Origin of the sequence: uncultured Mailhella sp. (assembly GCF_905187505.1) — a bacterium.
In the GTDB taxonomy this organism is placed as follows: Bacteria; Desulfobacterota; Desulfovibrionia; order Desulfovibrionales; family Desulfovibrionaceae; genus Mailhella.
Genome location: NZ_CAJJIC010000160.1, coordinates 1 through 4,546 on the forward strand (window position 1 = coordinate 1; position 4,546 = coordinate 4,546).

Here is a 4,546-nt window from a genome sequence, read left to right on the forward strand (position 1 = left end):
ACCCGCCGCTGCGGTGCCGCTCATGCTCAGGAAGAGAAAGTCCGCTTTCTTTTCCACTCCGCTGCAAGAAAAGACCGCCCCGCTTCTTTGCGGGACGGTCTTTTCTTTTATGCATTTGAGCCCTCGCTCAATACTCGCAGAAAAACTCCAGGCTCTCTCCGGCAGGACCACTGCAAAATCCGTTGCGCATCCGAAACCGGCGACCGTTCTCCCCATCCTCCATGATGTTCACTTCGCCGGCAGGACGAACGAGTCCGCATCCCGCGGCAACGCAGCGCTCCAGCATGGCGTCCACGTCTTCAGGACGTTCCGTGCCTATGGCAACATGGGAAAACACGCCTGTTCCCGAACCTTCCGCACCGTACACGATTTCAAGAATGCTGTTTCCGAAGTCCAGCATGGTAATGTGACGCGGTCCGTTGCTCCAGCTCCGCAACAGCGGGAGCCCCACGACGTTTCTGTAAAAATCCACCGTTCTTTCGTAGACGTCATGATCCGCAATGGCCATGGCAACATGATGCAATCGAATACCTTTCATGATTCCGCCTTGTTCCGTTTCACCTCGTCAGCGCAGCAAGGAACGAAATGAGTGAAGCTTGTAAAATTCATCCACATAGGGAAACTGTTCCTGCATGATTTCCACTCTGCGGGGCAAATAGTCGCTGTAACTCTGACGCATGATGATTTCCGCCACGGGAGAAGCCAGCATATTGCTTTCCTTCTCCAGCCAGAGAGCCTTTTCCAGGGTCGCCTCGGAACGGGCGCTCTTTTCCATGTCGTGCCAGTCCCCGGCGGCAAGTCTCAGCGTTCTGCACAGAACCCGGAGGGAATACAGATTGCCGTACACGTCAATGTCGCGTTCATCCTGAAGAATGAACAGTCTGGACTCCTCCCAGCTGGACCATGTGCGGCAGAAGGAATCCACGGATTCGCGCAGCTGCTCCGAAGAATGCAGGCCGCTCATGACGCCGATCACGCCTTTTTCTATGGTGATGCGGGCTTCCTTGACGTAACGCTCTTCCCACGCGGCACCCGCGCTGTCGACGCCGGAGGCACGCGCCGTCGCGCGGGCCTCCCACGGAACGATAAGGGAGGGTCCCAGAAGACTGACAAGAACAAAAAGAACGAAGCATATGTTTTTCATGAAAAAACCCGGAATATCATGACAGATGCCTTCCCTATAACGTAAATCGCCCATGCCGACAAGATGGGAAAGAAAGTACGGCCTCTTCTGCACAGCCTAGCGTCATGCCGCAGTACCCCGTTCATCTCCGGCAGCGTCGTCCATAAATCAGACTTGACACAACAGCAGCACCTGACTTTAATGACGTTCCGCACACGCAATTCCTTATATTATAACGGAAGGGAAAGGATACTCCCATGCGTTCTTATCGCCTCGTCATGGTTTTTCTCGGCATTCTGGCCCTGTCTGCTTCCGGCTGCTCCAAAAGTACGCTTCAGACGCCGTCCGCATCTGTGCCAAACCGCCCCGTCTCCTCCATGGAATTTTCCGACCAGACTGCGTCATGGCATGAAGCATGGCAGAATCTTTCCGTAAAGCTGCAGAGAGACGGTCTGGACACTGTGCGCACGAACGCGCTCTTTGCCCGGCTCGACATGCCTCCCTCCGCCGTTCCCATGGGCATAAAAGTCAAGGAACTCTATACGAACAAGTTTCTTCCAAGGCCCAAGGCGCAGCCTCAAAAAACCTTCAAGACCAAGCTCGGCATTCCCGGGCCGTGGTTCAAGGGCGTAGTCACCACGGCCAACGCAAAAAAATGCAGAGATTTCATAGACCAGCATGCCGTGGCCTTTGCCCGGGCCGAACTGAACTACGGCGTTCCTTCAGAAGTGGCCGCCGCCCTGCTTTTTGTGGAAACCCGTCTCGGCGGCTACCTCGGCAAGCACAACGCCTTCTACATGCTCGCCAGCATGGCCGTCACCAGAGATCCCGCCGACATTCCCGAGTACATGAGCAAGCTGCCGGGCTCCGAAGGACAGATTCCCTGGATACGCGAAAAAATGGCCGTCAAGGCGGACTGGGCCTACAAGGAACTCAAGGCTCTGCTCTCCTACTGCTATGCCAACGGCATCGATCCGCTCAAGGTCAAGGGGTCCGTCTACGGCGCCATGGGCCTTTGCCAGTTCATGCCCAGCAACATTTCCCGCTACGGCGTGGACGGCAATGCCGACGGCGTCATCGATCTGTTCACGGTCGACGACGCCGTGGCCAGCCTGAGCAATTACCTTCGCCGCAACGGCTGGCGCTCCGGTCTGAGCGTGACTCAGCAGACAAGAGTGCTTCGTACCTATAACGCCATGGACATTTACGCGCATACCATTCTTGCTCTGGCCAGAACCATCCGTCAGCTCGGATGACCGCAAAGGCCGCGTTCTTCGCCGTCACTGCACTCCTATGCAGCGCCATTTCGAGCGAACACAATAGCGTGACGTACGCCGTCATCGGAGTGAGCCGCTGTGAACGTACTTCACCCACCAGCATGAAAAAACGCTGCCGGAAATGTTCCGACAGCGTTTTTTCACCATGACATCACAAAGCTACATCGATTCCTTCTTCACCTCGGAAAAAGGCCTGAGCTCCGGCGATTCCGCCATGACCTTGCGGGCCGCGCCATACAGCCGGTCCAGTGCCCTGTCGGCAATCATGCGCTCCTGCATGGCGGTAATGACGCCCGCCTCCCAGATGGTCTTGCGCAGATCCTCATAGTTCTGTCCCGTGCCCTTCGTCATGGCACGCACGGCATCTTCGGCCTCCCTGCCGCTCACATGAATGCCCTCGCGCTCGGCCAGCGCCAGAAGAAAGGTGTGGCCTTTGGCCTTCTTGCGAGCAAACTCCATGGATTCCTCACGCATGTGCTCCAGAATCTCGCGAATGGTGTCCTCGTCGGCATGCTGCTTTTTCAGGTAATGCTCGGCGTCCCGCTGATGTTCGCGATAAAAGCGCATGACAAGACTTTCCGGCAGGGGAAAATCCTTTCCTTCAAGCTGCTCTTCCATGAGTCTGGCCTTGCCGTCCCGCTGGATCTGACGCATATGCGCGGCAAAGGTCTGCTGCCACACTTCCTGCTTCAGAGCGTCAAACGTGTCGAAGCCGAGCTTCTGCGCCGTCTCGTCGGTAAGGGGCGGCAAAACTTCCCGCTGCACGCGGCGCAGAACGACGTCAAGCTGCACCTCCCGTCCGCGAAGGACGGGATCGGGGTAGTTGTCCGGACAGATCATGACGCCATGACCTTCTTCCCCCACGTTCAGCGCACGCACGATGGGATCCATTTCAGGCACCTTTGCCCCGGGCTGCACGGGCAGAAGCTGAAGGCGGAAATTGTCGGCCGTCATGCCGGGCAGAGCCTTGCCGTCCACGGTGCCGCGCACGTCCACGGTAAGAAGATCGTGGTCTTCGGGCTTGCGGCCGGTGACATCCTCATACCGGGCGAGCCGACGCAGTGCCTGATCAAGCATGGCGTTGAGCGCATCCTCGGAAGGAGAGGGATCGGGAACCACCACGGAGAGGGTCTCAAGGTCCGGCAGATCCACATCGGGCAGGATGTCGAACGATGAAGCATAGGAAAAGCTCTCCCCCTCCACCGCCGGCCGACCGTGATACTGAGAAGGACAAAGCGGCCGGATGCCTTCCTTTTTAAGAATGTCCATCATGTTGTCGTCGGCCAGAATTTCCGTGGCGTCGGCCGCCACCCGGGACGCGAAACGCCCCTTGATGACGTTGACGGGAATCTTGCCCACCCGGAATCCCGGCAGATTCATGCCCTTGCCTATGGCCTTTGCCGCGCGGTCAAACGCTTTCTTCACCTCGTCCGCACTGCACGTCACGGAAAGCCTGATCGACGTGGGGGACGTTTTCTCTATGCTGTATTCCATGAAAAGCTCCTCGTTATTTCCAGGGGCGAAAAACCTTTTTCATCAGTTCGTTCAGGGCGCGTTCCTCAAGCATTGCTGCGCGCAGCTCAAACAGTTCCCCGGTGCGGGCAAGACTGTGCCGATAGCTCTCCGCGTCCATGTTCTTTCTCGCCGCGCGCACGGAGATCACCCGTTCAAGCTCTCCGCCGGGCACCTCCAGCCCCTTGAGTTCCGCCCAGCCGAGGAGCAGCGCACGGGCTCTGGCCTTTCTGCGTGCCGTTTCTCCGGCCTCCGACTTCATGACGGTCAGCGTTTCCTTGAGCTTGTCCACGGAGTCGAACTGATGCTGCAGATACTGGCGGGAACGACGCAGCGCCTCGCGCTGACACTGCCTCACCAGAGCTTCGGGAGCGTCAAAGCCTTCCATGGTCTCCAGTCTGTTCTGAAGCGCCTTCTTGCCTTCCGAATATTTATGGACTCTGTCCATTTCCAGAGCACGGGCGTGCGCGGACGCGGAAACGGCCCCGGCATCATGGAAGCCGAGACTTTTCGCCACCTCGTCCGTCAGGACGGGAAGCTCTTCCCGCTCAATGCCGCGAAGGGTGACCACAAGCTCAATCTCCCTTCCCCTCATGGAAGGATCGGGATAATTGTCGGGACAGGGGGTCGTGCC

At 57.8% G+C, this 4,546-nt stretch carries 5 protein-coding genes; 1 reads left to right on the plus strand and 4 read right to left on the minus strand.

The window, feature by feature from the left end; all coding sequences use genetic code 11:
- Positions 1–127: 127 nt before the first annotated feature.
- Both QZZ60_RS10645 and QZZ60_RS10650 read right to left on the minus strand, forming a co-directional pair.
- A complete protein-coding gene (locus tag QZZ60_RS10645) occupies positions 128–538 on the minus strand; it encodes a VOC family protein (RefSeq protein ID WP_295641246.1) in 411 nt (136 codons plus the stop codon).
- Positions 539–565: 27 nt separating this feature from the next.
- Positions 566–1,144: a hypothetical protein gene (locus QZZ60_RS10650; RefSeq protein ID WP_295641247.1), complete on the minus strand. Its 579-nt coding sequence runs from the start codon at positions 1,142–1,144 to the stop codon at positions 566–568.
- Positions 1,145–1,380: 236 nt separating this feature from the next.
- On the opposite strand from QZZ60_RS10650, the gene QZZ60_RS10655 reads away from it, so the two are divergent.
- A complete protein-coding gene (locus QZZ60_RS10655; protein WP_295641248.1) occupies positions 1,381–2,379 on the plus strand; it encodes a lytic murein transglycosylase in 999 nt (332 codons plus the stop codon).
- Positions 2,380–2,559: 180 nt separating this feature from the next.
- On the opposite strand, the gene tig is transcribed toward QZZ60_RS10655, so the two are convergent.
- Positions 2,560–3,894, minus strand: coding sequence for a trigger factor (gene tig / locus QZZ60_RS10660; RefSeq protein WP_295641249.1), 1,335 nt, complete (start codon positions 3,892–3,894; stop codon positions 2,560–2,562).
- 13 nt (positions 3,895–3,907) lie between these two features.
- Positions 3,908–4,546, minus strand: a 639-nt coding sequence (locus QZZ60_RS10665) for a hypothetical protein (protein ID WP_295641250.1), incomplete at its 5' end; no start/stop codon positions are given.

What these genes read in the sequence shown, in the direction of transcription:
- QZZ60_RS10655 (WP_295641248.1), top strand. Translation starts at nt 1,381, where the DNA reads ATGCGTTCTTATCGCCTCGTCATGGTTTTTCTCGGCATTCTGGCCCTG.
- QZZ60_RS10650 (WP_295641247.1), bottom strand. Translation starts at nt 1,144, where the DNA reads ATGAAAAACATATGCTTCGTTCTTTTTGTTCTTGTCAGTCTTCTGGGA.
- tig (WP_295641249.1), bottom strand. Translation starts at nt 3,894, where the DNA reads ATGGAATACAGCATAGAGAAAACGTCCCCCACGTCGATCAGGCTTTCC.
- QZZ60_RS10645 (WP_295641246.1), bottom strand. Translation starts at nt 538, where the DNA reads ATGAAAGGTATTCGATTGCATCATGTTGCCATGGCCATTGCGGATCAT.